The organism is Shewanella sp. YQ_9, assembly GCF_043103185.1.
Classification (GTDB): Bacteria; Pseudomonadota; Gammaproteobacteria; order Enterobacterales; family Shewanellaceae; genus Shewanella; species Shewanella algae.
This window is the reverse complement of the sequence record NZ_JBICJO010000057.1, coordinates 1-25,676: the sequence shown is the minus strand read 5'-3', so window position 1 is coordinate 25,676 and position 25,676 is coordinate 1. Positions and strand designations below refer to the sequence as shown.

The following is a 25,676-nucleotide window of genomic DNA, read 5'->3' as shown; positions in this document are numbered from 1 at the left end:
TTCAGTCTCCCCGAGCGCGGATATCCAGCGCCTGCCAATGGGGGAAATGCTTGCGGATCAAGGCATTGAGTTCCAATTCAAACTCACTGAAATGGGTCGTTTTTTCAGTTTCCTCAAGCGCCTGCTGCACCATACCGGCACCGACAGTGACATTGCTGATGCGATCGATAAAGATAAAACCGCCGGTATCGCGATTGTCACTATAGGCATCGAACACCACGGCCTCACTCAGCTCCAGCTCAACCAGGGCTATGGTGTTGAGGCTCAGCTCGGCAACACTGTCCTGTGCCAGGGTATTCACATCTATGCTGTGCAGTATGCGGCTGACACTGGCGGGCACCTTTTTGGTTCCCAGCTTGATGTTGTACTGCTTGCCGGGTGTCAGCGGCTGCTCGTGCATCCACACCACCTTGGCCAGCAGCCGGTTGGAAACGCCCACAGGGCTCGCCGCCGGCACTATCACATCGCCGCGGCTGATATCAATCTCATCACTCAGGGTCAGGGTCAGTGCCTGGCCGGCATAGCCCTGCTTGAGCTCACCATCGAAGGTGACAATCGAGGCGATAGTCGACTCTTTCCCCGAAGGCAGCACCTTGACCCTCTGACCAACTTGCAGACTGCCGGAAGCCAAAGTACCGGCAAAACCGCGGAAATCCAGGTTGGGACGGCTGACATACTGCACCGGGAAGCGGGCATCAAAGGCGTGGTTAAAGCCGGTCACAGGCGCACTCTCCAGCATGGCAAGCAGGGTTTCGCCCTGATACCAAGGGGTGCGCGCCGAGCGGTTCACCAGGTTGTCGCCATCGAGTGCCGACAGCGGTACAAAGCGGATATCGTCCAGCTGTAACTGGCCGGCAAACGCCAGATAGTCGGCCTTGATCGCCTCGAAACGCTCCTCACTGAAATCCAGCAGATCCATCTTGTTGACGGCCACGATGAACTGCTTGATCCCCAAGAGAGAGCAGATAAAGCTGTGCCTGCGGGTCTGGGTCTGCACCCCGTAGCGACCGTCGATCAGAATAATCGCCAGATCGCAGTTGGAAGCGCCGGTCGCCATATTGCGGGTGTACTGCTCATGCCCGGGAGTGTCGGCAATGATGAACTTGCGCTTCTCGGTAGAGAAATAACGATAGGCCACATCTATGGTGATCCCCTGCTCGCGCTCGGCCTGCAGGCCATCCACCAGCAAAGCCAGATCCACGGCTTCGCCCGTGGTGCCATGGCTCTTGGAATCCTTGTGCAGTGCCGCCAGTTGATCTTCATAGATCTGGGCGCTGTCGTGCAGCAAACGGCCTATCAGGGTTGACTTGCCGTCATCCACGGAACCACAGGTCAGAAACTTCAAAAGCGATTTATGCTGCTGATTTTCAAGATATTGCTCTATACCCAGCTCATTGACTTGTTGTGCAACCGACATTAGAAATACCCCTCACGCTTTTTCTTTTCCATCGACCCGGACGAATCCCTGTCGATGACCCGTCCCTGACGCTCACTGGAGCGGGACAGCAACATCTCTTCGATAATCTCTGCCAGTGTCGCGGCACTGGACTCTATGGCGCCGGTCAGGGGATAACACCCCAGAGTGCGAAAACGCACCCGGCGATACTCGGGCACTTCGCCTTCATTGAGCGGCATCCGCTCGTCATCGACCATGATCAGGCTGCCATCGCGCTCCACCACCGGGCGCTGCTCGGCAAAATAGAGCGGCACTATGTCGATGTTTTCCTGATAGATGTATTGCCAGATATCCAATTCGGTCCAGTTGGAAAGCGGGAAGACCCTGATGCTCTCCCCCTTGTTGACCTGACCGTTATAGGTATGCCACAGCTCGGGGCGCTGGTTCTTGGGATCCCAGCGGTGATGGCGATCGCGAAAGGAATAGACACGCTCTTTGGCGCGGGACTTCTCCTCGTCGCGGCGGGCACCGCCAAAGGCGGCATCGAAACCGTATTTATCCAGGGCCTGTTTCAGGCCTTCGGTCTTCATCACGTCTGTGTGCTTGGCCGAGCCGAAGGTAAAGGGATTCATGCCCATCGCCAGGCCTTGCGGGTTCTTGTGCACCAAAAGCTCGAAGCCGTACTTCTTGGCCGCCTGATCACGAAAACGTATCATCTCGCGAAACTTCCAGTCGGTATCCACATGCAGCAAGGGGAATGGGATCTTGCCCGGATAGAAGGCCTTGCGCGCCAGATGCAACAGCACGGAAGAATCCTTGCCGATGGAGTACAACATCACCGGGTTGTCGAATTCGGCGGCAACTTCGCGAAAGATCTGGATGCTCTCGGCTTCCAACTGTTCAAGGTGACTCAACACTGGCCCTGACATCTTATTTCTCCAATTGATTCAAAGTGCTGTAGCAGCATCATGTTGTAGTTGCAGGTCATTATTTGCCGCCTCGGGTTCAAACCAGCTGAGGCTGTCTGCCAGAGTGACGACTTCGCCTATGATCATCAGCGCCGGCATCACTACCCGCGGGTCCTGAGCCAGGGTTTGCAACTGCTCCAGAGTGCCGATAACACGCTGCTGCTGTCTGGTCGTAGCCTTGGATACTATGGCCACCGGCGTCTGCGGGCTGCGACCATGGGCAATCAGTTGTTGCTGAATGAGCCCGGCATTGAGGATCCCCATGTACACCACCAGGGTGTTGGCCGGGTTGGCATAGCCTTGCCAATCCATGGGGCGGTTTTGCAGCTGGCAATGACCGGTAATAAAGCTGACCCCTTGGGCAAAATCCCTGTGGGTCAAGGGAATACCCGCATAGGCGGCGGTACCGCTGGCGGCCGTGATGCCAGGCACCACTTCGAAGGCGACGCCGGCCTGTGCCAGAGTCTGCAACTCCTCGCCGCCGCGACCGAAGATAAAGGGATCGCCCCCTTTGAGCCTGACCACGGTTTGGCGGGTAAAAGCCTTGGTCAGCAACAAACGGTTGATTTCACTCTGAGAAGCACTGTGCTCACCGGCCCGTTTGCCCACGGCGATGCGCTCGGCACCTTCGGGGATCAGCGCCAGGATCTCGGGACTGACCAAGGCATCGAACAGCACCACATCGGCGCGCTGCAGCAGGTGCCAAGCCTTGACGGTCAATAGCTCAGGATCGCCGGGACCGGCTCCCAGCAGATAAACTTTGCCCTTGGCCCGCTTGCCGGGCAGTGTCAGTAATTCCATGCGCTATTCCCCATCTTGCTGATGTAAGCAATATAGCGGCTAGTTATATTCCACTATAAATAGAGAATCATTAGTTGTTATTACTTTTAGATATATAGACAAGAATCGCGGTAACAAGAAAGCGCCCGGAGACTGAGAAATCTGTTAATAAAAAACATTACTTTTTATTTTCAATAGATTACAAAATCAAAGCGGAAGTGGATTGTTGAAATTTCCTATTGTCTACTGCCGCTTTTGGCACTAACTTATGGCAAAAAATTATAGTTTTATCTCGGTGACAACGGCTTGGGATGGGAATGTGCACAGTAAAGCCGGGATGTTACACTCTCAAGCCGAAGCAACAGCCGGGCACTCCATCAAGCCTCAGAGACAACAGGGAAGAATATGTATACCAAAATCCGTTCCAGCCTCAGCGGCCTGACCTTGGCCCTGGCAATACTGCCGACCAGCCAACTCTATGCCGCCGAAGACAGCAAGCCTTCGCTGGTCGATCAGAGGGTAAAAGAGGAATTGGAAACCTCAGAGCGGCCCTTTGTGATCACTCCACACAAGGTCAACTATATACTGCCGGTCACCTATAACCCGTCACCCAATATGACCCCCTTTGCGGCGGAAGCGGCTGAAGAGGGTTATACCCTGGACGAATATGAAGCCAAGTTTCAGATAAGCTTTAAATTCCCGCTGATGTACAACGTGTTTGGCGACAATGGTCACCTGTTTTTCGCCTATACCAACCAATCCTGGTGGCAGGTATACAACAAGGATATCTCCTCGCCGTTTCGGGAAACCAACCACGAACCCGAACTCTTTATGCTGTTCAACAACGACTGGAAAATAGCCGGCTTCACCAACTCCTTCTGGGGCTTTGGCGCCGTGCATCAATCCAATGGCAAGTCAGGCGATCTGTCCCGCAGTTGGAACCGCATTTACGGCACCATGGTGTTCGACAAGGGCCCTATAGCGCTGGCGGCCAAGGTGTGGTGGCGGATCCCGGAAAGTGAAAAAGAATATGACGGCGATCCCCGTGGCGACGACAACCCGGATATCAGTGATTATCTCGGCCACTTCGAGCTGACAGGTGTCTACGGCATAGACGACCACAGATTCAGCCTGATGTTGCGTAACAATCTGCAAAGCCCCAACCGCGGCGCAGTGGAATTTACCTGGAGTTACCCCATCTTGGGTAACCTGCGTCTGTATGCACAATACTTCAATGGATACGGCGAAAGCCTTATCGACTATAACGCCCATAACCAGCGTATAGGCATAGGGGTTGCCATCAACGATATTCTTTGAGCCGCCAAGAACAAACTCGATGACTGCCTCTGCGCCATCTCTTGGTTCAGAGGTTGATATCAGGGAGTGATATGAAGCCGGGATTCCGTGAAGTGGTTAGCTGTTTTATTCTCCTGCTGCTGATTTCCAGTCTGCAGTTGGGACGATTCCTGCTACCGGAGCCACCGAAAAAAGAGCAGCTTAGCCAAAGGCAGATGAAGGCCGATCTGACAGTGTTACTCAAACAATTGCAGCAGCACTCGGCCTTTATGGTGCTGGATCCGGACATTGAATCCCGGCTCGAGAAACGGCTGCAACGGCTGAAACAGGAATACCGAGACAGCATTGCCATCAACCGTTTTACTGCCGAAGTCAACAAGCTGTTGGGAGAGTTGAAAGACCCGGGTATTCGACTCAGCCAAGCGGCGCTGCCTTCCGGCGTCTTGCCCCTCAGGCTCAGGCCCATGGAAGACAAGTGGCTGGCCCTCAATGACAGAGACGAGCCCCTTCAAAGTGACACGCCTTTTATCAGCCATATCGACGGCCTACCCATCAGCCATTGGCAGAAGATTGCCAATCGCTTCCTGCCACCGGAGCAGCAAAATAGCGTGCAGATGCAGATGCCCTGGCTGCAACAGCTGGATCTGCTAAGGCGGGAGATGGGACTCAGGGTCAAAGAAGAGGTGCTGCTGACTCTCTATGGCGCCGATCTCCAGCCGCAAAACATAGAGATGAAAGTACCGCTGCAGTTTCGCAGTGCCCCTTTGTCCATTCTGGCCAGCTGGCAACAATTGGCGCCTGACACAGCCCTGTTTAGTCTGACGGATCTCAACGCGATAGAGACAGATCCTCAGCTGCAACAAGATCTGCTGCGCGCGATGAGCAATCACACCCTGGTGCTGGATCTGCGCCACGCCCGAGGCTTCAGCAACAGCCTGCTGCAATTTCTCGGCAACTATCACAATGGGCTCAGCAGCCAACCTCTGGGCTATGGCCGCTACCGCCGCTCACCGCAGCTACGGCGCGACTTTCTGCGGCCACTGCACTTTGAGCCGCTCACTCAATTCGCGCCGTTTCCGCCGGTGCGGGCCGCGCTGGACAACCAGCCCCTGCCCAGCCTGAGTAACTGGTATGCCCGCCCTATCCCCAAGCTGGCTGCTGCGCCTGTGCCTGACTCGGGACGCCTGGTACTGCTTATTGGCCCGGATTGCCGCCAGGAGTGTGAATGGATTGCCTATGCAGCCAAACGTTGGCGCAGGGCGCTGTTGGTCGGCGAGCCGACCCGTGGCGATCTGGGGCGTTTGCATCATTTCACCCTGCCAGCCAGTGGCCTGCAACTGAGTATCAGCGCCTCGCTTGGCTATGACGGCTATGGCCAGTTGCTTTCCGGCATCGGCACAGAGCCGGATCTGCAACTGCCAACAGATGAACCCTTGCAATGGCAGGGATTGCTGTCTCTCATCTCTCCGGAGCAAAGCCTGCAGCATTCTGCAGAAGGGCAATCCGAGAACACTCAGGCAAAAGACACTCAAGCAGAGAGCACTCAAGTAGAGGACCATCAATCAGAAAAAGATCAGCAGTAACAAGCCCAGCAGGGATAAAAGCCTGCGGGAGATTGAGTCAAAGAGGATTGAAGCAAGGAAGAAACAATTCCCGGATAGCCCCATGAAAGGGTGATCGGGCTATCCGGGACACGGAGAGTGCTTTGAAGCTGCGCCAGCAAGCCAATCAAAGCTCGGGGTCACTCGCGACCGACTGCTGAAAAACCTGGGCAACCGATGCCATAAGGGCGAGCCGTCTTGATGTGTATTGCCGACTTCACTGCCTGCCGCTAAGCCGATGTTTCATAAAAACACCCGATACAGAATGGCATATCACACTTTCCCCAGCGGGAACTTTGGATTATAAACCAGAAAAACATCCTGTGCATAACCCTGTGAACAAATATGTACTAAAGTATGAGTTCCGATTATCCAAAGGCACTAACAATCAGAATTGCCAAGACTAACGCCCCAAGATGACCACAAGATGACAATCCTTCCAACTTGTCCACAGGCAGAAAAAGCCGCTGATGACAGCGGCCACAAATCAGATCTCGTAGTGCAATCCACATTCGCGTTTTAGCCCGTTGAAACGTGTCTCTTCTTCCGTCATCCCCAGTTCCAGGGGCTTGCTTGAATGGGTATCGCCCACAGAGACATAACCCTGTTCCCAGAGGGGGTGATAGGGCAAGTCATAGCGCTTGAGATACTCATGTACCTGTTTGTTGCTCCACTCGATAATCGGCAGCATCTTGTAGCGCTTGCCGTGGATGGCCAAAATCGGCAACCCTTCCCGGGTCGATGCCTGGGAACGGCGCAAACCGGCAAACCAGGTGCCAACTTCCAGCTCAGCCAGTGCCCGCTGCATCGGTTCCACCTTGTTGATGCGGTTGTATTGCTCCAGCCCCTCAAGTCCCTGCTGCCAAAGCTTACCGAATCTGGCCTCCTGCCAGGCGGCGCTCGTCTCGGCCCGATAGACCTTGAGATTGAGTCCGAGCCGCTCTGTCAGTTGATCGATAAAGCGGTAGGTCTCGGGAAACAGGTAGCCGGTGTCGGTCAAGATCACTTGCGTGTCTTGCTGCACCGAGTTCACCAGATGCAGCATCACTGCCGCCTGAATGCCAAAGCTGGACGACAAGGCATGGCTCCCTGGCAGATAGGCCAGGGCCCATTGGATCCGCGCCTCGGCACTCAATCCGCCAAGATAGCCATTGATGGCAGCCAGGGCGCTTTGCTGCTCAGCGGCCGGCGCATCCAGCAAGGCCAGCAGCGCCTCGGCGCTGTGCAATAAACTTGTGGTATCAGCCATGAAAGTCCCTCGCTGCGTCCAATACAGGTTTTACTATTCCGGCGCGCACCGTGAAATCACCGAAGCTCTCGCCGGTTTCGCGCTCGGCGGCGTAGCGACCAAACAGGGCATCGAGCTCGCTGAGGATCTCGGCTTCCTGAATATTTTCACGGTACATCTTATTCAATCGGGTACCTTCGAAGCTGGCGCCCAGATACATGTTGTAGCGCCCAGGGGCCTTGCCCACAAAACCGATTTCGGCGGCAAAGGGGCGGGCACAGCCGTTGGGGCAGCCCGTCATGCGCACTACTATCGCCTGTTCGCTTATGGCGTGCTTGGCCTGCAGCGCATCCACATGGTCGATAAACTCGGGGAAATAACGCTCGGCTTCGGCCATGGCCAGGGCGCAGGTCGGCAGCGCCACACAAGCGATAGAATGGCCACGGGTTGCGGTGATCACCTGCCCCATCAGGCCATGCTTACGTGCCAGTGCTTCGATTTCAGCCTTATCCTCATCCGCCACTTTGGCGATGATGATGTTCTGGTTGGAAGTCATCCGAAAATCGCCCTTATGTATCTTGGCGATTTCCCGAAGCCCGGTCTGCAACAATTTACCCTGGGTATCCTTCACCCGGCCACCTTCGATAAACAGGGTCAGATGCCAGTGGTTGTCTATGCCTTTAACCCAACCGTATCTGTCGCCGCGATCCCCTATGACCACCTCACGCTTGGGGGCGAACTTAACCCCGGCGCGCTTCTCAACCTCGGCCTTAAAGGCCTCAAAGCCGTGATCCACTATGGTGTATTTGAGACGGGAGCGTTTACGATTGCTGCGGTTACCCCAATCGCGCTGCACCGTCATCACGGCCTCGGCAAACTTAATGGTGTCCTCGGCCTTGATAAAACCAAAGTCATCGGCCAGCCGCGGGAAGGTGTCCACTTCGCCATGGGTCGAACCCATACCGCCACCGGCCACCAGATTGAAGCCCACCAGCTCACCCTCTTGCGCCACGGCAATAAAACCCAGGTCATTGGTGTAAACATCCACGTCGTTGTCCGGTGGCACAGCTACCGCCATCTTGAACTTACGCGGCAGGTAGGTCTTGCCGTACACAGGCTCAACCGCGGCCGGTTGCTCGTCCTCTGTGCTGAGCAGCTTCTCCTCGTCGAGCCAAATTTCGGCATAGGCACGGGTGTGCGGCAACAGATGATCCGACAGTTTCTTGGCCCAGAAATAAGCCTGCTGATGCAGCTTGGACTCTACCGGGTTGGGGTTACACATGACGTTGCGGTTCACATCACCACAGGCGGCAATCGAGTCCAGCGCTTCCCTGTCCAGCCCCTGAATAATGGTTTTCAGGTTGCGCTTGGGGATGCCGTGATACTGAAATGTCTGCCGGGTCGTCAAACGTATGCTGTTGGAGCTGGTCAGCTCCGAGGCTATCTTGTCCACGCCCAGCCACTGCTCTGGAGTACAGACACCACCCGGCACCCGGGCACGCAGCATAAAGCTGTACAGCGGCTCGAGCTTTTGCTCCTTACGCTCGTTGCGCAGATCCCTGTCGTCCTGCTGATAGAAACCGTGAAACTTGATCAGCTGCTGATCGTCGTCGCTGAAGGCGCCTGTCACTTCCGTGCCCAGGCCCTCGCGTATAGTGCCGCGCAGATAGTCACTGTCGGTCTTGATATGCTCGTTGGCGGATAATTTCTGCTCACTCATGGCCTTATCTCTTTATTCCTAGGTTCTTCAGCTCAGTAGACATCTTTCTGGTAACGCTTGGCGCTGCGCAGTTCATCGAGAAACGCTTCGGCGGCCTCGCTCGTCAAACCCCCTTGCTCCATGGCCACTTCCAGCAGTGCCTGGTGCACATCTTTGGCCATTCGCTCGGCATCGCCGCACAGGTAGATATGAGCCCCGCGCTCAAGCCACTGCCACAGCTCTTTGGCCTGCTGTTTGATCTTGTGCTGAACATAAACTTTCTCCGCTTGATCCCGGGAGAAGGCCAGCGAGATCCGACTCAGGGCACCACTCTTGAGGTACTGTTGCCACTCAGTCTGATAGAGAAAATCCTGCTCGAAATGGGGATTACCGAAGAACAGCCAGCTGTCGCCGGCCACGCCCTCGGCCACTCTTTGCTGCATGAAGGCCCGAAATGGCGCGACACCGGTTCCCGGGCCTATCATGATCACAGGCGTCTGTGGGTCTTCGGGCAGGCGGAAGTGCTTGTTGGGTTCCACATACACCCGCACCTGAGCCCCCTCCTCGGCCCGTGCCAGGAAGTGAGATGCGGCGCCGAAACGGCGTTGGCCATCACGCTCCTCTTCCACCAGCGCCACGGTGAGATGCACTTCGGACTCCACTTCACTCTGACTCGAGGCAATGGAGTATAGCCTTGGGGTAATGGGGCGAAGCTTGTCCAACAGAGCCTGGGCCGAATCCAGCTTGGCGCCATTGAGAGGATAACGTTTCACCAGGTCCACCAGTTGGTGGCTGAGAATAAACCGCCGGGTCTGCTCCTTGTCTTGGCTAATAGTAAGCAGCTCGTCGCTCTGTACGGTTTCGGCCCAAAACTGCACCAGACCTGGATAGAGTTGGGTCAGCTCTTTGTGCTCAATCAAGGCATCACGCAGCTCCAAAGACTCGGCGCCAAGCTGGACCCGGGTATCCGGCTCCAGCGCCAGCGCCTCGAGAATTTCGGCCACCAGAGCCTCATCGTTATGGAAATAGACCCCCAGCGCATCACCCGCCTGATAGCTGATGGCCGACTCGCCCAAATCGATTTCCAGATGACGGATATCCTTGAGTGAATCGCGGCCCGTCAGTTTCTGGCTGACTATCACTTCGGCGCTGTAGGGGTTTTGCTTGTCATACTCCAGGCCGGTATTGCTATTGATACCTGCATTGGCGGCATTGATAGACACTACATTGGTCGCAGCGCCATCGGCCACCTGCAACAGAGGCTTAACCCGCTCGAGGAGTTCGGTTTGCCAGTTGTCGCTCTGTGACTGATAGTCCACATCACAGTCCACTCTCGGCAGTAAAGGCTTGGCCCCGAGGGCACTCAGGCGGGCATCGAAGTCTTTGCCTGTCTGGCAGAAAAACTCATAGGAGGAATCTCCCAGAGAGAGAACCGCATACTGAAGCTTATCCAGCTTGGGGGCACGTTTGGAGCCGAGAAACTTGTGCAGCTCAATGGCATCATCGGGAGCTTCACCTTCACCATGGGTACTCACTACGGCCACCAGCAGGGTTTCCTGCTTGAGGTTACGGACATTGTATTCGCCCATAGATGCCAGGTTAACTCCATAGCCCAGACTCTGGGCCTTGGCGGCCAACGCCTTGGCGATACCCCGGCCATTGCCCGTCTGACTGCCATAGAGTATGGTCAGAGTTTGCCCGCTCTGGCTTTGGGGGGGAGCGCCCACCTGCCCCTGAGCGCTGGCGGCCAGATAACCACTGACCCATGCCAGCTGCAGCGGGCTGAGCTCGGCGGTGAGTTGTTTAAGCTTATCCACTTGTGGCGCTGAGAGTGGCGAAGCCAGTGAAGAGAGTTCTTTCAGTAACATTGAGACGGCCCGGTGACAGAGTAATGTCAGCAAGCTTAGCCCCGCCATCGAAAAGCAAAAAAGAATAATATTTAATTTTTTATATCAATAAGGAATATGCATGGTATAAAAATTAAGCTACAAAAGTGTGGCCTGGCGCAAAGAATTTGCTCTGACCAGTGGAGAAACACACCACATGAAGAATATGAGCTTGTTTCCATTGAAAGACTTGCGACAATGCCAAAAGCACGCTAGGTGCCATGAAGGGAATATCTGTACCCCACACCCAGGATTTCATTCATGAGCGGGCTTGGTTCCTGAGAAGATTTCAGGAAGTCCCCAATGGAAGGGAAAGACCAGTCCCCGAGTCCAGGTCAACAGACTTGCATTCTTTCACTCTGCCAGCGGAGTTTTGGCGGGGTGAATTTTGTTTATCAACCATCAGGGAATAGTCATGCAGATTGGAATACCGAGAGAGAGTCTCGCCGGTGAAACCCGGGTCGCTGCGACCCCGGCAACGGTAGATCAACTTAAAAAACTCGGCTTTGAAGTGGCAGTGGAAGCAGACGCGGGTGCGCTGTCCAGCTTCAGTGATGCCGCCTTCGAAGCCGCCGGTGCCAGTGTGGTACCGAATGTATGGCAGGCCGACTTGATCTTTAAGGTCAACGCGCCAACCGAAGATGAAATCAGCCAAATCAAAGATGGTGCCACCCTGGTAAGTTTTATCTGGCCGGCCCAGAATCCTGAGTTGGTGGAAAAGCTGTCACAACGCAACATCAACGTGATGGCGATGGACATGGTGCCGCGGATCTCCCGCGCCCAGTCCCTCGACGCCCTCTCCTCCATGGCCAATATCGGCGGTTATCGCGCCGTGGTGGAAGCGGCCCACGAGTTTGGCCGCTTCTTTACCGGCCAAATCACTGCCGCAGGTAAAGTCCCACCGGCCAAGGTGCTGGTGATAGGTGCCGGGGTTGCCGGTCTTGCCGCCATCGGTGCCGCCGGTTCATTGGGCGCCATAGTACGCGCCTTCGATACCCGTCTGGAAGTGGCCGAGCAGATCGAGTCCATGGGCGGTGAGTTCCTTAAGCTGGACTTCGGCGGGGAAGACGGCTCTTCCAGCGATGGCTATGCCAAAGTGATGTCTGATGAATTCATCAAGGCTGAAATGGCGCTGTTCGCCGAGCAAGCCAAGGAAGTGGATATCATCATCACCACCGCACTTATTCCAGGCAAGCCTGCGCCCAAGCTCATCACCAAAGAGATGGTCGACTCCATGAAGCCTGGCTCAGTGATAGTGGACCTGGCGGCCGCTACCGGTGGCAACTGCGAATACACCCAAAGCGGCGAACTGTTTGTGACCGACAATGGCGTTAAAGTCATAGGTTACACAGATCTGCCTGGGCGTTTGCCGGCACAGTCATCCCAGCTTTACGGCACCAACCTGGTGAACCTGATGAAGCTGATGTGCAAGGAGAAAGACGGCAACGCCAACATAGACTTCGAAGACGTGGTGATGCGCAACATGACGGTCGTCAAGGCAGGTGAAGTCACCTTCCCGCCACCACAGATCTCTGTGACCGCGGCGCCCAAGAAACCGGCAGCCAAAGTCGAGCCGAAAAAAGCAGAAGAGAAAGCGCCATCCAAGCTCAAGTATATTTTGGGCGCTCTGGGTGTGGCCGCCTTCGGTGCCGTGGCCTCGGTGGCTCCGGCTGAGTTCCTGTCGCACTTTACTGTATTCGTGCTCGCCTGTGTGGTGGGTTACTACGTGGTTTGGAACGTGACTCATGCGCTGCATACGCCATTGATGTCCGTCACCAACGCTATTTCCGGCATTATTGTGGTAGGTGCACTGCTGCAGGTTGGCCAGGGCTCAGCCCTGATGACCGCACTGGCATTTATCGCCGTGCTGATTGCCAGTATCAACATCTTCGGTGGCTTTACCGTCACCCAGCGCATGCTGAAGATGTTCCGTAAGGATTAAGGGGGTATATCGTGTCTCAAGGACTGGTAACAGCAGCCTATATCATAGCGGCCCTGTTCTTCATCTTAAGCCTCGCCGGCTTATCGAAGCAGGAGTCTGCAAAAAATGGAAACCTGTTTGGGATCATAGGGATGTCGATCGCTTTGATCGCTACCATACTGAATCCTGAAACCAATGGTGTTCACTGGATCATTCTCGCCATGGTGATAGGCGGTGCCATAGGTATTCGTCTGGCGCTCAAGGTTGAGATGACAGAAATGCCTGAGCTGGTCGCCATACTCCACAGCTTTGTGGGTATGGCAGCCGTATTGGTGGGTTTCAACTCTTTCCTCGGCCTGCACCCACAGGCGATGAACGAAGTAATAGTCACTGTCGGTAATGACCTCAATGCCACTCTGGAAGCCGCCAGGGCAGCCATAGAGCAAGCCGCCGCCTCGGCAGCCCATGAGCCCATGACAGGCGCCATGCTCAACATCCACCTGGTGGAAGTCTTCCTGGGGATCTTCATCGGTGCCGTGACCTTCACCGGCTCTGTGGTGGCATTCGGCAAGCTCAGAGGCATTATCTCCTCCAAGCCGATGATGTTACCTCATCGCCACAAGCTCAACCTGCTGGCGGTTGTGGTATCCCTGCTGCTGATGATTTACTTCGTCAACGTAGGTGGCAGCATCTGGCCTCTGCTGATCATGACACTGATAGCCTTTGCCTTTGGTTGGCACCTGGTAGCCAGCATAGGCGGCGCCGACATGCCGGTTGTGGTATCCATGCTCAACTCCTACTCTGGCTGGGCGGCTGCAGCGGCGGGCTTTATGTTGTCCAACGACCTGCTGATCGTCACAGGTGCCCTGGTGGGTTCTTCCGGTGCCATCCTGTCTTACATCATGTGTAAGGCGATGAACCGTTCCTTTATCTCTGTGATTGCCGGCGGTTTCGGTACCGATGGCGCCGTTTCCAGTGGTGATGAAGAGATGGGCGAATACCGTGAAACCACGGCCGAGGATGTGGCCGAGCTGCTGAAAAACTCCAGCTCAGTGATCATCACCCCCGGATACGGCATGGCGGTAGCCCAGGCACAATATCCCGTCGCCGAGATCACCCAGAAACTGCGTAATCTGGGGGTTAAGGTGCGCTTCGGTATCCACCCGGTTGCCGGGCGTCTGCCGGGCCATATGAACGTGCTGTTGGCCGAGGCCAAAGTGCCTTATGACATAGTGCTGGAGATGGACGAGATCAATGATGATTTCGAAGACACAGATACAGTGCTGGTGATAGGTGCCAACGATACGGTTAACCCGGCGGCCACTGAAGATCCTTCCAGCCCAATCGCCGGCATGCCGGTACTGGAAGTGTGGAAGGCCCGCAATGTCATCGGCTTCAAACGCTCGATGAACACAGGTTATGCCGGGGTGCAGAACCCACTGTTCTTCAAAGACAACACCCAGATGTTGTTCGGCGATGCCAAGGCCAGCGTAGAAGCGATTTTGAAATCACTCTAAGCGGCCTATCGCAGCTACAGCATGACTAACAGAGGGAGCCTGATGGCTCCCTCTTCTTTTGTCTTGTGCTTGCTTCTGCCAGTGGTCGTGCCTATAGCCACTTTCCTCCAGGAGTTTATTCAGGTACAAAATTAAAAAACAAACAAGGATGAACCATGAAACTCAGGCTGCCGCTGCTGGCTTTATTGCCGGCACTTCTTTTAAGTTCAGTCGCCCTGGCCAAACCAGAGCCTTTGCTCTATGGCTACAGTAATACTCTGGCATCCAAGGTCTACCAAAGCGAGCGGCGCTGGATGCTGTCCTTGCCGGAGCGCTACCATGCCACCCAAGACAGTGGTCGCCGTTATCCCGTGCTCTATATCGTCGATGCCGACTTCCAATTCCGCCATGTCTCCGCTGCAGTCAATAACCTCGCCAGAATGGGCAAGATACCGCCCATGATAGTAGTGGGTATCGCCATGCAGGGGCAGAAAGACTACCTCTACTCCACCACCTGGCCATCGGCTGAGGGCGCAGAATTTGGCGGCAGCGACAAAATGCTCGCCCACCTGCAACAGGAACTCGTGCCCTATATCAACAAACACTACCGCACCTCGGGCCACAATGCCCTTGCCGGTTATTCTCTGGGGGGCTTGCTGAGCCTGCAGATGATGTTGCAATCCAAGAGTCCTTTCAGTGCCTTTCTCGCCATGAGTCCCAGCATCTGGTACGACAATATGGCGCTGCTTGAGCGGGCCGCTCCTTGGCTGAAACAGCCTAGGCAGACATCGGCCTACCCCAGGCTTTTTCTCTCTCTGGCCAACGAGCAAGGCATGGGGGTGGATGAATTCAGAAAACTGCTCGCTGAGCAGGCGTCCGAATGGCACTTCGACTACCGTTTCTTTCCCTCAGAGACGCACTACAGCACCGCCATGCCGGCGCTGCTTGCCGGTCTGGAAAGCCTGACGCCAGGTTACTTTACCGATGTTGGCCCCTTGATGCAGCTTGGCGATTATGAAGCGGTACTGGCGCACTTTGAGGCCAAGAAAACACTTTGGAGCGGCTTTCATTTCGACTGGCTGCAGGCCTACACCTTGGGAAAGTACCTCTATTACAGCGAGCAGAAATCAAAGATGGCCGAAGTGCTCAACCTGGCCAAGAAGCAGTTTCCAGAGGATCTTGCAGAGCTGAGTGCCGGCTTTGCCAAAGTGCTCAACAACCGGGGCGAGTTTAAGCTGGCCAAGGAACTCTTGCTGATGACCTCAAAAGCGGGCGCAACCCAGGCTGATTGGCAGCAACAACTGAGCCTGGCACTGGCGGCTGAAGGCGACAGCCTTGGGGCAAAAGCAGCTCATGCCAAGGCGCTGGAACTGGCCGAAGCCTATCAACTGGAAAGCTGGGAGTGGTGGGAACTGCAGTAATAGGCCCGGCGCGCCAAGGCTACCGGACCTTTATCGATCAAAATATTGGAAACAGCGCCGAAATCAGGCTATCTGCTGAACCAGGCCATGACTGGTGTTTATCTGCCGCAGAATATTCAGCAGATTGCCACCCTTATCTTCCCTAAACTGGCCGACATTCAAACGATGGCTGATATCGGCCAGGCTTAACAATCCGCGGATCTGATGGGTCTGGGTATCGACCACAACAAAATAGTTCTCGCGGCTGTGACGCAGGCTCTGCAACACATCGGCGACACTGGCGTTGGCAACCTCATCATAGGCCAGTGCCTGCAGTTGCTCTCTTGGCAGCATCAAATCAAATACCGTCCAGGAGGAAGGTTGATGGGCCTTGTCGACAAGCTTGAGCAGATTGTCCGGCGCCAACAGCTCCTGGGTGATAATACCCAGCATTTCATGACGGGCATTAATGACAAAGTGCAATGCGCTGTGTTCACTCTGCATCAGGGCTGAGGCATCAGGCGCCGGCATATCGGCACTGATGACCATACGTGCACTGTGGCTGAAGTCCATCATGGCCTCGAAGGCATTGTCATAAGGGTTGAGTTGATTGGCTAAAGCAGAGGCTTGCAGCCTGTCGTTGCTGGCAATCGCAAAAGGATGAAGTGTTTTCATATTGTTACCTCACTTGGAAACTGGGTTGCCGGGCTTCGCATTAGTGCGAACCCGAAAGACGGTTTTCAAATGAGGTCTAATGGCGGTGCGCGGGTCTGTGCCTGAGGAAATACATGCAGTGCATGGGATTGCAATGACTCCAGCGACGGCAAGCGCAGTACCAACTCGGCCGAAGGCGCCAGATGAGTAGATTTCTGTTTCGGAAGCGTCGGCTCCTGAGAATCTGTCAGCGTCTTGAGGAACAGGCCTTGGGAATTATCTCCCTGCACCGCCAGAGGTATTGAGGCTGAAACCGGTACCAGAGAAACCTGCTGAGAATGGGCCTTGGGGATAGCTGCAAGAGTGCCCGTCAGCAAAATACTGACCAGCAATAATGCAAACCACCTCTCGATTCGGCTCATCTGTGATCCAGATCTCAAAACACCCATTTGCCGACAATAACACTGCCTTGGAAAAAAGCGCAATATTTTTCAGCAGTAAAAAATAAACCCCGCTCAGAGAACTGACCGGGGTTTATTGGAGAAGGCCGACTTCGACAAGCCCCGGCATGCCTTCAGTCGGATGCCTTGAACACCAATTGCTGTGCAAGCCACTCTCTGCATAAGAGAGTGGCACGAGGACTTATTCGCACCTTACCTACGAACCTAACTGAAACTCAGCGACGGATCTTCACCTCTGGCTCATTAAGCATCGCCAGCAAGGGATTTTGCTGCATCACTCTGGATTTGAGGCCAAACCCCAGGATAAGACCCATGGCAAAGCCACCGATATGAGCCCAGTAAGCCACGCCTTCACCGGCCATCATCAAACCAACCACGTTGAATACCAGCCAGATGGCAAAGAAAGCCATAGGCGACAGCTTCTTCTGGTAGATAACAAACATAAAGGTCAGGCTGGCATGACGGAACCACAATAGATACATGCCAAACAGGCCGGCAATGGCGCCACTGGCACCCACCATAGGGATATTGGAACCGGGATCGGCAATAATCTGCACCGCCGCAGCCGCCAGGCCACAAAGCAGATAAAGCCCAAGGAATCTCATGCGTCCCAAGGCGTCTTCCAGATTGTCGCCAACCACATAGAGGAAGTACATGTTACCCGCCAGGTGGATCCAGTCGCCGTGAAGGAACATATGGCTGAACAGGGTCCATACATGGCTGCCGTGCAACACCTCATCGGCCCGCAGGGCAAAGTTGGCAAACACGGTGTCGGCTATGTCCAAGTCTGTGCCATAGGCGGCAAAGATCATGATATTGAGTGCCAGCAGCAGGTAGGTGATGGCGGGTTGTGAGCGGGTTTTGAGATTAAACTCCACCGGCATTTGCGACAAAAACTGAAACAGCCAGGTCTTCACACTGATCTTGCCATTCAGCTCGGCCAGTAGCCCTTGCAGCCTTGGGGATTGCACCACCTTATCCCTTTCATCCTTGTCGACCCAAACCCCACTGCAACTGTGGCAGACATCCAGCTCTATCTGATAGCCGTCCATCAGATGGTATCTGTGCATCTGTTCTTCACAGTGCATACACTGGCGCTTGGAAAGCCCGAGGTGCGGCCCCAGCGACTCCTCGATGCGCACATGATCGTTGCCGTTGTCGGCTGTTGACAGCGCACCGTTAAGCTCGCCGTTGTCAAACCAGATGCCTTCACATTGATTGCAGCTGTCCACCTGCTCACCGTAAAGCTCAAAGGTGCGCATCGACTCGCTGTGACACCCGGGACATTTTAAACTCATGGATTATTCCTCTGTGATATTCACATCCATGCCACTACGCTGCAACTCAAGCTCCATACGCTGGAAACTCAGTTGCAGCTTAGGCAGAGTATCGGCCGAAATCTTCCCTACCAAGGCTCTTAACCTGGTTGTACCGACACCGCGGCTCAACTCTTGCTTTTCCATTTTTTCAATCAGCTGGGCAGATTCAATTCTGAACCTGCGGATAGCGGTCAGGATCTCAGCCGGTGTTTCCAGTGCATTGGCCGAGTAATACATGTTTTGCCAGACAAAATCGCTAAGCTGGGGATGCAATGACCGCAAGTCCAGCGGTCTGAGTTTATCTATGTCCGCCATATAGGCTTCCAGCGTCTGCAAGTTATCCCGCACTTCGTCATACAAGGCACGTTGTAGATGATAGTTGTTCTGGGTATTGACCAGAGAATCAAACTTAATCGCCTGTGACAGCCCCTGCTGCGCCGCCAGATAAACGCCCAAAACCGTTGCCAGCACCATCAACAGCTGGCTCACCCAGAAGCTGGTTTTCACCAGCTCACTATTGTCAAAATGAATTTTACGGCCGTTTGATACCGGCTCAGATTTCCTTTCCATAGCAACTCCCAATGATGGTATTTAACCTGTCATTGTGAGTCCGGGAAACTCAGTTATCCGTCGGCCGATTCCCAAGCAACAACCGGAGTTGTCAGTTTACATCCATACCGGCACGTTTCAGTTCGTCGGCCATCTTCTTATAGCTCTGCTCCAACTTGGGCAAGGTCTTGGTTTCGACCTCTTCAATCAGCACTCTCAGTTGTTTGGTACCAAAGCTTGGGCCATAGAACTTACGTTCAATTTTGCCGACAATATCTTCAGAGCCCATGTAGAAACGACGGGCACCGGAGAGGATATCGCTGGGGGTTTCCAGGGTGTAGGCAGAATACTTCATGTTTTGCCAGACAAAGTCCGCCATAACTGGATGATATTCTTTGATATTATAAGGTTTTTCTTTCTCTATTCGCTCAGCATACTCTGTCATTACAGTGACATTGTCTTTCAGCTCTTCATAGAGAGAATGTTGCAGATGATAGTTGTTCTGCATATTGGTCAGGCTATCAAACTTAATCGCCTGTGACAGACCTTCCTGCGCCGCCAAATAAACCCCGGCAACAGTGGCGATAATCATAAAAATTTGGCTGACCCAAAAGCTGGTTTTCACCAACTCCTGATTATCAAATCTGATCTTTTTGGCGCCGCGACGCTGGCTCTGCTCTTGATTGACTTCCATTTCGATACCTCTGTGGAACTGACTGAATTTTCAAGGCCGCCATCATACAGAAGGCCACTGCAACGAGCCAGTCCCATGGGCCATTTTTACCGCTCAGATCTCAACCAATATTCACAGTGCCACCGCCCACCAGAGTACCGCCGCAGTCAACCGCATCGCCGGTTCTGGCTGCGGGTTTCCCATCGATAAAAACACTGCCCGAACCCGCGGCAATGGTACGAGGGTGCGGCGGATGTTTGGGCTTGTCGTGGGGGGCCAATGAATCGCCCTGACGTGCCAGCGGAATACCATCCACCTTGACCGTGGAAGAGGCCGAAGTCACCGGCGTGGGTGGAAACCCATCATGATCTGTCCCTATATCGCCCAACTTAACGGCATTACCCATAACTGACTCCTTAATACCTTGATTAACGTCCGCAAAATTCATCTGCCCATTGCTGCACCCTGGCAAGCTCTGTATCTGTCAACTGCAGCCTGGCTGCCAAGGGTGCCAACTCGCCGCTCGATGATGCAGCCACTCTGGCCAGCACCCATAATTCAGACTCTCTTGGACTCAGGCCCTTGGCGGCGGCTTCCTCCCAGGCCAGAGTTACCGCCTGCGGCAAGCTGTAATAGAGTTCACTGCTATCCAGCAGCGGCTTGGCATCGAGCCATAAACGGCTGAGCCAGCGTTGTTGCTGCCGACTAAGCGGCGTTTGTGGGCTCAAGGGGCGCTCGGGCTTATCGGCCCAGCAGCGGCTATCGCTCACCAACGCCGGTTCTTGCTCCATTCCCGGGCCACTTTGGCGCATCGACTCCAGCCTCTCAGGGCGGACAGGCAGCAAAGGCTCTGCGGATGCGGCATTTTTGCGCCTCTGCCCTTCAATGGCCAGCATATACTGGCGATAATCCCTGTCGCTTGCATCGAGTGTCATGGGGCCAAACTGAGCCTGGGCCTGACGCAGGTACTGATAACGGCCGCAAACCGCGAGCCAAACCTTGGCTTCGCCGCCCGGCAACAAGCCAAATAAAATGCCGGTTTGACAAGCTTTACCACTGTCATTATCACCGGTTGCAGCGGCCAACATCTGCCGCTGCAACTCATCAGGCAAGCGGAAACTCAGTTCATAGATCCGCTCTTCAGTGAGCGCCAGATAGCGGATAAATATCTCTTCCGGCGGCTGAACATAGGCATCGGCGTTATAAAAACTGCTGATGCAGTTGAAACAAAAATCCAGTGTCCAGGGATCCAGCCCGCCGGAGGCATTGGCCTTATGGGTCTTGAGGTCCGGGATCCGCCGAAAGCCGGTATGCACCGAAGTCCAGTCCTGCTTACTGTTGAGGCCATAGATAGTCGGCACAGGATTGCCCATGGGCATGACTTCATAATAAAAAGGCGCCACTATCTCTATATCCCAGGGAATACCTTCGCTCTGAGATGCGGCTCTGGCGCTTATGCTGCCTCCCGAGCAGGCAAACAGAAAGCCGCTCATCAGCAATAACAACAGGCGAAGTACTGTGGCAAACCCCATAGGCATACTATTTCCCTTTTACGGCCGGGTGCACGGCGCGAGCATTGCCGTCGTTGGGGATATAAGGCACGATAAAACCACCGGCGACCGATACCACATCGGCGCTGTGGTGAATAAAGTGTGGCCTCAGTGCCCGCCTGAAAGATTCATCGCCAAGCAGCGGGTGCAGTTGCCCCTGCGTCGCCTGCTGCAATACCTCTTCGCAAATAGCGGCGAATGAACGGCCAAGCAGGTTAAAGTGACTGTTGAGATCTTCCACCTTGTAGCTGCTGTCCGAGCTCCATTTCTGCTCGAAGGCGCCGTCATCAAAGTTCACGCCGCTGAACTTGGCCAAACCGGCCATCAGCCTTAGATACAGGCGTGACAGATCCCCTTCAACAATCCGCGTCATGGTCAGCTTCACCGTTACCCTCTCTTCCGGCTCCCTGTTCTTGTTGCCCTGCAATACAGGCCTGACTACATAATCGATACTCAAGTCCGAGGTCTGACACCAGTTCATGGTGACCAAACGGTCGATTTCCCGCAGCACCTTTTTACCTGCATCTGAGGCCATCACTTTGGCGGTCAATGCCGGATCGTCCCCTTGACCAAAAGCCACCGGGCTATTGCTGCTGACGGCGTTTTTCGGCAAGCGGCTGTGATAGGCGGCAACCAGCTTGGTCTCGGTAAACAGCGGATTGTAGGACTGCACCTTGCCATCGAAAAACTGGCGTGAATAGTAACCACCGCCAAGATCCGAGTGTGCCCCGGGCAACACAGCCTCAAAGAAGGGGGCCGTTGGGTTTCGAGAGGCGTTGTTGAGGCTATTGAGCGAGAAGTTATACCTGAACTCATCCCTTGGATTGGCAGTGAGATGCACCACCTTCTTCACCCGCTTGGGATCCAGCCAGAGCTTCACATCACCATTATGTTCATCATGGGGATCTATGCCGTCCCACAGGGTCGCAATTGCGGCGACGGTATCGTAAATACCGACGAAGTGGATCTGACAATGCTCATTGTTTTGCCAATCCATATCCGAGCGCAGCGGTACATCGCTGCAATGCTTCGCCAGCGCGGCCTGGAACAGGTTATCTTTTTCCCTGAGCACCATGTTGGCGCAATGACGTGCCGCCGCTGCACCACGACTGAAACCAAAGAGATCAAACTCAAACTTACCTACGCCATCATACTGGTTGGCAAGGCGGCCCCACTGCGACTTGAGCTTGTTCTGACAGACATCATTCAATGCCTGCTCCACCCGAGACTCAACACCGTTATCCCCGCGTCCGGCTGCCACCCCGGCAAAGGCATCATCATCATCTATACCGTTCGCCGGCTCTTCCAGAGACGTACCTATCCCTTTGACATACAAGCCAAACTGCAAAAGGCCAGCGCCATAGAGTTGATTGGCGTAAAGCCACTCAAGTTTCTGCACATTGGTGTATTCATTGGTGGCACTGAGATTCTCCATCGCCTTGGGCATGGGTGCCTGACACTGAGCCGCCAGTTCCAGGGCCTGCTCCTGTGACTCCACCGAGAAGCGGTTCATACAGTAATGCGCCGCCCGCTCCTGCTGTTGCCGGCCCCAATCAACGTTATAGGTGTTGTTGGCTGTGCCATCGAAAAACAGCCCCATACGCACGGTTAACCATTTGAATGCCTGGATCTCCACCACATAGGCGTTGCGGCTGAGCAGCTCTACGGCACCACTCTTGCCTTTCCCGGCTTGATGGCGCTCAGCCACGGCTGCTGTAGGCGGCTGTTGCCAAAAATCACCAACCGTTGCCTGCAAATGCTGTTTAACCGTATTGTTGAAGCCCTTGGCCGCCTTAACATATTCAGGCACGGCGGAGGTTTCGGCAGCATTCAGGGGACGCCTGGACATCACAGCCTTGAGCCAGCTGTCGGTATCAAAAGTCAGCGTCACCGCCCCCGGCGCCAAGCAGGTGATCAGTTGCGGCCCCCCCGTCAACTTGAGCTGTCGACTGTTGCCGGCGGCATCGGTAACAGTGGCTGTTAACCCGGATAAGGGCTGATTGCTTTCATCACGAAAGTCGATTTCAATCCAGTCGGTTAAAGTTTCGCAGGGGATAGTGTGCTGACTCATGCATGCTCCATCCATTTAGCCAAATTCAAAAAGTCCTGTTGATTCAATCTCATTCCTTGGGCGATCGCCGGCATAGGATAGCTGACACTGCGCCCCAGACGCGCGGCAGCAAAGACAGGGATATCCTCTTCATCTACCCCTTGTTCACGACCCCGAAGAATCGCCGCCTTAATGATCTCCCGCCGCTTGGGTTGCTGACTCATCAAGGGATGCAACTCTCGCCATAACTGGCGCTCAACAATATAGATATGGCGCTGGATGTCGCTTTGTCCGGCCAGATGCTCGGGTTTCATCTGCCACCAGATATCCGCATGCTCGGTATAACCGGGCTCGCCCGGGTGCTGCACCACAATGCTGCCATGCTGGGCCTTAACCGGGCTGGCGGGATCAAGATACTGCGCCTCATCCATAGGGTCGTCGCTGTTGCCGCTTGGCAGCGGCTTGCCGACAAAGCTCAAACGGGTTATCGGCCCCAGAAAAGCCCCCAACTCAACTTGGCTAAAGCGCGGCAGCATAGGTTGCAGCACTCTGGGGTCATAGAAGCGGAATACCACTCGTTCACCATCACATGCCGCCAGAAGCAGGCTCTTCAAGTGGGCAAGCAGTTGCGGCCTGGGCAAATGACTCTCCAGCGCCAGAATAGGGCAATCGGCAAATGGCGCTTGCTGCAACAATTCCGGCCGTGCCGGCACCAACCATGGCCCCTTATCCTTATGGGACTCGAGCAAGGTGCCCTGAAACAGAGGCACGGCATCCACGCCGCCCTGTTGATAATAAGCGGGCAGCAGCTTTTCATTGGCCAGGGGATTAAGCAGCCAGTAGCCTAATTCACTCAGGGTGTCATTCCGTTGCACAAACATTTCCACTCCTTGATAACCAAAGCCGCGCGGCGACTCCGGCAGCAATCAATCCTTGGCTTCAACCAGCTTGCCATCTTGCAAGCGGTAATCTGTGGTAACCAGCAAAGCCTTATCAGCATTTGTATCTCTGCTGCTGATGACTCTGATTCTTGGCTCTCCGGCGGAGGTGTACTGCAGTTCTATTCCATCTCTATCCGATACCAAGTCATCGGAAGGCAGTCGCCGCAGCAGATTGCCCTCGAGCCGATAAACATTCATCAGGGTCTGATGCCCGCCTGCCTTGTATCTAAGCAGAATCTCAACTTGTCCATCTCCGTCGAGATCAACCGCTTGCAATTGGGGGGTATGGCCTGTGAAACCGTCGATGATCCGCGGATAACCCTGGCGATTATATTGCGTCAGATAAAGCTCCGCGGTGGGCATGCGATCGCCTTCGCTATCGGCAAACCAGAGGGCGGAGACATCCACTCTGGCGATAGTCCGCAACTCAAACGTTAAACTCGCCTCCGCTGACTTCTGGGAAAAACCGTTTTCTGCTGTTGTTGCCCAAGCCGGAATCGCACCGCAACACAGCAACACCCAAGCTAATACCAACTGCCTCATTATTTGTCTGCCTTACCGGTGATACGCCACCAGTCCTGTTCAAATTTCTCCACTGTGCCTTTGCCAAGCACAGTGTTGTAGTATTGCTTCCAATATTTGGCTACCGCCTTGATATCCTGACCATCAGGGAAGGCCTCTCCGGTTCTGAATCTGGCTCTGGCATAGTGCACATAAGCCATGGCGGTGGCGTATTCATCATTGTTGCGCAGCTCGGATAGTCTGTCATCCGAGCCTTGCAGTGCCGAAACCTTCTTCGCCAATTTCGACTTATACTTCAGGAAGTTGTCCCAGATATCATTGTGGGTCGCCGGTTCCATCTGGTACAGCCCCTTGGCGGGTCCTTTACCCATCTGATCTCTCATGGTCAGATGGCTCTCATGAGCAGCCGTCCCCAGCAATAGAATTTCGGCATCTTCATCGACCACATCGAGTTTTGCCAGCGTTGGCCGGATCACTTCACGGCGAAAACGCTCGGCTTCAGTTTCTTCTGTCTGTGGCTGGGTCTCAGCTTGTTGACTATCTGCGGCGCCGGGCGCCACTGCAGAAGCCGCTCCGCCACTGGCCGCAGTGTCTGCTGTTTCTGCCGTATCGGCTTCAGCTGAAGTCTCAGCAGCGCTTTGCGCCTGAGCTTGAGGCTGAGATTGAGCCTCCTCTTCGGTCAGCGGGCACACCTGCACCGCAGGCGCGGCGAACTCCTCGGCAACCAACAGCGCAGATAGGGGAACACTTCCCCCCTGAGGCAATATTGCCTGTTCAACCGCGCCGGGTAACACAGGTGCCAAACCGCTGAAACCACTGGCACTGCCTGGGCTGCCCCCTGAGTTGAGGTTGATCCCTGGGCCGGAAAGATGCACCCCGGCCGGATCGACCTTGACAAAACTGCCACCGGCCTTAAGCGTTACTTCGGCACCGGACTCGATCACTATCTTGGCACCGGCTTTCAGTTGAATTTCCGGCCCGGCCTGCAGCAGGTATTTGTCTGCAACCTTGATCTGTTGGCTGCCATCCACTATCAGGCTCTTGTCGCCGGTTACCTGCTGGCGGGACTCGCCCAACACCGTCAGGTGGTCGTTGCCGCCGATGCGGCTGCGCCTTTCATTGTCCACATCCAGGTGGCTGTCGTGCTTGATATGCTCGTGCCTGTCATTCTCGGTCAGTAGGTTCAGGTCTTTCTGCGCATGCAGGTAGATTTCCTCTTCCCCCGCTTCATCCTCAAACCTCAGCTCGTTGCTGCCCTCGCCCTTGTGGCTCTGGGTCTTCAGCAC

The 25,676-nt window shown here is 54.8% G+C and carries 21 protein-coding genes and 1 pseudogene; 5 read left to right on the top strand and 17 right to left on the bottom strand.

All coding sequences use genetic code 11. The features are described from left to right. Nucleotide 1: 1 nt before the first annotated feature. From cysN to cobA, 3 genes are read right to left on the bottom strand one after another with little or no spacing between them, the layout of a single operon-like run. Entirely contained in the window at nt 2–1,417 is a 1,416-nt protein-coding gene (gene cysN / locus ACF8D4_RS15120; RefSeq protein ID WP_208139951.1) for a sulfate adenylyltransferase subunit CysN, read from the bottom strand. Next, the gene (gene cysD / locus ACF8D4_RS15115) at nt 1,417–2,325 is read right to left on the bottom strand and encodes a sulfate adenylyltransferase subunit CysD (RefSeq protein ID WP_025009976.1); all 909 of its coding nucleotides are present in this window, start codon (nt 2,323–2,325) and stop codon (nt 1,417–1,419) included. Before cysD ends, cysN begins: the two co-directional genes overlap by 1 nt. Nucleotides 2,326–2,343: 18 nt before the next feature. Next, nucleotides 2,344–3,165, bottom strand: a complete 822-nt coding sequence (cobA, locus tag ACF8D4_RS15110) for a uroporphyrinogen-III C-methyltransferase (protein WP_208183086.1) — start codon at nt 3,163–3,165, stop codon at nt 2,344–2,346. 384 nt (nt 3,166–3,549) lie between these two features. On the opposite strand from cobA, the gene ACF8D4_RS15105 reads away from it, so the two are divergent. Together ACF8D4_RS15105 and ACF8D4_RS15100 are read left to right on the top strand one after the other, a co-directional pair. Next, nucleotides 3,550–4,461, top strand: a complete 912-nt coding sequence (locus tag ACF8D4_RS15105) for a phospholipase A (protein WP_392465776.1) — start codon at nt 3,550–3,552, stop codon at nt 4,459–4,461. A 71-nt stretch (nt 4,462–4,532) separates the two neighbouring features. Beyond that, on the top strand, nt 4,533–6,023 hold the full coding sequence (locus ACF8D4_RS15100) for a S41 family peptidase (protein WP_392465774.1): 1,491 nt from the start codon (nt 4,533–4,535) through the stop codon (nt 6,021–6,023). Between the two features lie 505 nt (nt 6,024–6,528). On the opposite strand, the gene ACF8D4_RS15095 is transcribed toward ACF8D4_RS15100, so the two are convergent. Genes ACF8D4_RS15095 through ACF8D4_RS15085 form a run of 3 tightly spaced genes read right to left on the bottom strand, consistent with a single transcriptional unit; the run spans nt 6,529 to nt 10,836 of the window. Continuing rightward, the gene (locus ACF8D4_RS15095) at nt 6,529–7,290 is read right to left on the bottom strand and encodes a phosphoadenylyl-sulfate reductase (RefSeq protein ID WP_044733777.1); all 762 of its coding nucleotides are present in this window, start codon (nt 7,288–7,290) and stop codon (nt 6,529–6,531) included. Continuing rightward, a complete protein-coding gene (gene cysI / locus ACF8D4_RS15090; RefSeq protein ID WP_392465770.1) occupies nt 7,283–8,989 on the bottom strand; it encodes an assimilatory sulfite reductase (NADPH) hemoprotein subunit in 1,707 nt (568 codons plus the stop codon). The genes ACF8D4_RS15095 and cysI overlap by 8 nt, the downstream gene beginning before the upstream one ends. A gap of 32 nt (nt 8,990–9,021) precedes the next feature. Then, nucleotides 9,022–10,836 carry an assimilatory sulfite reductase (NADPH) flavoprotein subunit gene (locus ACF8D4_RS15085; RefSeq protein WP_392468827.1) on the bottom strand — a complete coding sequence of 605 codons (1,815 nt, stop codon included), beginning with the start codon at nt 10,834–10,836 and terminating at the stop codon, nt 9,022–9,024. A 433-nt stretch (nt 10,837–11,269) separates the two neighbouring features. Here ACF8D4_RS15085 and pntA point away from each other — a divergent pair, with 433 nt between their 5' ends. The 3 genes from pntA (at nt 11,270) to ACF8D4_RS15070 (ending at nt 15,692) form a co-directional block, all read left to right on the top strand. Next, nucleotides 11,270–12,796 (top strand): Re/Si-specific NAD(P)(+) transhydrogenase subunit alpha, encoded by a 1,527-nt coding sequence (pntA, locus tag ACF8D4_RS15080; RefSeq protein ID WP_392468825.1) that lies wholly within the window; start codon nt 11,270–11,272, stop codon nt 12,794–12,796. 11 nt (nt 12,797–12,807) lie between these two features. Continuing rightward, a complete protein-coding gene (gene pntB / locus ACF8D4_RS15075) occupies nt 12,808–14,292 on the top strand; it encodes a Re/Si-specific NAD(P)(+) transhydrogenase subunit beta (RefSeq protein WP_025009970.1) in 1,485 nt (494 codons plus the stop codon). Between the two features lie 155 nt (nt 14,293–14,447). Continuing rightward, nucleotides 14,448–15,692 carry an alpha/beta hydrolase gene (locus ACF8D4_RS15070; RefSeq protein ID WP_392468822.1) on the top strand — a complete coding sequence of 415 codons (1,245 nt, stop codon included), beginning with the start codon at nt 14,448–14,450 and terminating at the stop codon, nt 15,690–15,692. 63 nt (nt 15,693–15,755) lie between these two features. Here ACF8D4_RS15070 and ACF8D4_RS15065 read toward each other — a convergent pair whose 3' ends face one another. The 11 genes and pseudogenes from ACF8D4_RS15065 to ACF8D4_RS15015 form a co-directional block, all read right to left on the bottom strand. After that, on the bottom strand, nt 15,756–16,346 hold the full coding sequence (locus ACF8D4_RS15065; RefSeq protein WP_109247528.1) for a CBS domain-containing protein: 591 nt from the start codon (nt 16,344–16,346) through the stop codon (nt 15,756–15,758). 65 nt (nt 16,347–16,411) lie between these two features. Next, a complete protein-coding gene (locus ACF8D4_RS15060) occupies nt 16,412–16,747 on the bottom strand; it encodes a hypothetical protein (protein ID WP_025009965.1) in 336 nt (111 codons plus the stop codon). Nucleotides 16,748–17,001: 254 nt separating this feature from the next. Beyond that, nucleotides 17,002–18,084: a rhomboid family intramembrane serine protease gene (locus tag ACF8D4_RS15055; RefSeq protein WP_025886895.1), complete on the bottom strand. Its 1,083-nt coding sequence runs from the start codon at nt 18,082–18,084 to the stop codon at nt 17,002–17,004. A 3-nt stretch (nt 18,085–18,087) separates the two neighbouring features. Further along, nucleotides 18,088–18,675 carry a hypothetical protein gene (locus ACF8D4_RS15050; protein WP_054745896.1) on the bottom strand — a complete coding sequence of 196 codons (588 nt, stop codon included), beginning with the start codon at nt 18,673–18,675 and terminating at the stop codon, nt 18,088–18,090. Nucleotides 18,676–18,766: 91 nt separating this feature from the next. Beyond that, nucleotides 18,767–19,348, bottom strand: coding sequence for a hypothetical protein (locus ACF8D4_RS15045; RefSeq protein WP_025009963.1), 582 nt, complete (start codon nt 19,346–19,348; stop codon nt 18,767–18,769). A 100-nt stretch (nt 19,349–19,448) separates the two neighbouring features. Beyond that, nucleotides 19,449–19,733, bottom strand: coding sequence for a type VI secretion system PAAR protein (locus tag ACF8D4_RS15040; RefSeq protein WP_025886893.1), 285 nt, complete (start codon nt 19,731–19,733; stop codon nt 19,449–19,451). A gap of 22 nt (nt 19,734–19,755) precedes the next feature. Beyond that, nucleotides 19,756–20,865, bottom strand: a complete 1,110-nt coding sequence (locus tag ACF8D4_RS15035) for a DUF2931 family protein (protein WP_392465763.1) — start codon at nt 20,863–20,865, stop codon at nt 19,756–19,758. A gap of 1 nt (nt 20,866) precedes the next feature. Beyond that, nucleotides 20,867–22,948 (bottom strand): phospholipase effector Tle1 domain-containing protein, encoded by a 2,082-nt coding sequence (locus tag ACF8D4_RS15030; protein ID WP_208146369.1) that lies wholly within the window; start codon nt 22,946–22,948, stop codon nt 20,867–20,869. After that, nucleotides 22,945–23,808, bottom strand: a complete 864-nt coding sequence (locus tag ACF8D4_RS15025; RefSeq protein ID WP_045283094.1) for a DUF4123 domain-containing protein — start codon at nt 23,806–23,808, stop codon at nt 22,945–22,947. The genes ACF8D4_RS15030 and ACF8D4_RS15025 overlap by 4 nt, the downstream gene beginning before the upstream one ends. A 45-nt stretch (nt 23,809–23,853) precedes the next feature. After that, nucleotides 23,854–24,411: a hypothetical protein gene (locus tag ACF8D4_RS15020; protein ID WP_144221305.1), complete on the bottom strand. Its 558-nt coding sequence runs from the start codon at nt 24,409–24,411 to the stop codon at nt 23,854–23,856. After that, nucleotides 24,411–25,676: pseudogene (locus ACF8D4_RS15015) on the bottom strand (hypothetical protein); the annotation flags it as partial. The pseudogene ACF8D4_RS15015 and the gene ACF8D4_RS15020, both read right to left, overlap by 1 nt.